Consider the following 1,690-nt stretch of genomic DNA (forward strand, 5'->3'; position numbering starts at 1 on the left):
GTGCGGGCGCCCAGGTGGAGGTTGGAGAGCCTGCCGGTGCGGCGGCCGTGGCCCCACTCGGCGGCCAGCACGACCAGGTCGAGGGTGTGGACGGGCTTGACCTTCAGCCAGGACGCGCCGCGGCGGCCCGCGCTGTAGCCGGCGTCGAGCCCCTTGACGACGACGCCCTCGTGGCCGCGCCGCAGCGTCTCGGCGAGGAACTCCTCGGCGGCCGGCGTCTCCTCGGGCCCGCCCACGAGCGTGCGCCGCACCCGCGTCGGCCCGGGGACCAGCCGGGCCAGCGCCGCGTGCCGTTCGGTCAGCGGCAGGTCGAGCAGGTCGTGGCCGTCGACGGACAGCACGTCGAAGAACACCACGGAGACGGGGACCGCCCGCGCGGCCGTCGCCACGTCCGTGCGGGAGCCGACCCGTCCGGCGGTCTCCTGGAAGGACCGGGGACGTCCGCTCCCGTCCAGGGAGATCACCTCGCCGTCCAGGATGAACCGCTCACCGGGCAGCGCGAGGGCCGCCCGGGTGACCTCGGGGAGCCGGTCGGTGATGTCGTCCAGGGTGCGGGTGTAGAGGCGGACGGTGTCGCCGTCCCGGTGTACCTGGACGCGGATGCCGTCCAGTTTCTCTTCGACCGCGCAGGCGCCCAGCTTGCCGACCGCCTCCGCGACCGAGGAGGCGCTGTGCGCCAGCATCGGCAGCACGGGCCGGCCGACGGTGAGCCGGAACCGGTCCAGGGCGCCGGGTCCGTCCGCGAGCAGGGCCTCGGCCACCGTCTGGAGGGAGCCCGCGAGCATCACCGCCCGGCGTACGTCCGCCGGGGGCGCGTCCGTCGCCGCGGCCAGACCCTCGACCGCGGCCGCGTCCAGGGCGCCCTGCCGGACCTCACCGGTGAGCAGCCCGATCAGGAAGCGCTGCTCGTCCTCGGTGGCCGCGCCCATCAGCTCGCCGACCAGCCGCGTCCGCTCGGCCTGCGAACCGGTGCCGGTCACCGAGGCGAGGTGAGTGAGCCGGGCGTCCACGTCGCGCACGGTGAGCGACGGCACGGCGGTTGGCGCCACCTCTCGGCTCAGCACCTTCCAGCCGACGCCGATCCTGCCCTGCGGGAGGCGTCCCGCCAGGTAGGGGATGACGACCGGCACGTCCGCCGCCTCCGCCTCCCGGAACAACTCCGCGAGCAGGACGGTCTTGCGGGACCGCGCCGACGTCTCGGCGACCTCCCGGGACACCTGGGCCAACCGGGCAAGCAGCATGCAGTCATGGTGCACCGGAGAGCGCGGGGGCACACCCTGCGGGTGGGGTCGGCCGGGTGGGCGGGGGCTGCGGGGGCGCGGGTCCGGGCGATCCCGGCCGCCTGAAACCGCAGGGTCCGTGGGGGGCTGCTGCCCGCGGCACGGCGCGCCCGGCCTGCGGGCGGCCTGGCGCCGGGGGCAGCCGTGCCGGCCTGGGCATGGCCTTTGGCGTCGGGTACAGCGGGTCGGCCTCGGCGCCGGCGGGCCCGTTCCCAGCTGTGTCTGCCTGGGTGTGGCCCGGCGGCGGGGATGGTCGTCTCCGGCTGCGGGCGGCCTGGCGTCGGGGGCAGCCGTGCCGGCCTGGGCGTGGCTTTTTGGCGTCGGGTACAGCGGGTCGGCCTCGGCGCCGGCGGGCCCGTTCCCAGCTGTGTCTGCCTGGGTGTGGCCCGGCGGCGGGGATGGTCGTCTCC

Annotated in this window: 1 protein-coding gene; it reads right to left on the bottom strand. The window is 76.5% G+C overall.

Going from position 1 to position 1,690, the window contains the following annotated elements; genetic code table 11:
* A partial coding sequence (locus ACFWR9_RS31535; protein ID WP_383847928.1) for an ATP-dependent DNA ligase occupies positions 1–1,241 on the bottom strand: 1,241 nt, incomplete at its 3' end.
* Positions 1,242–1,690: the final 449 nt, after the last annotated feature.

It is taken from the genome of Streptomyces sp. NPDC058534 (assembly GCF_042717365.1).
Classification (GTDB): Bacteria; Actinomycetota; Actinomycetes; order Streptomycetales; family Streptomycetaceae; genus Streptomyces.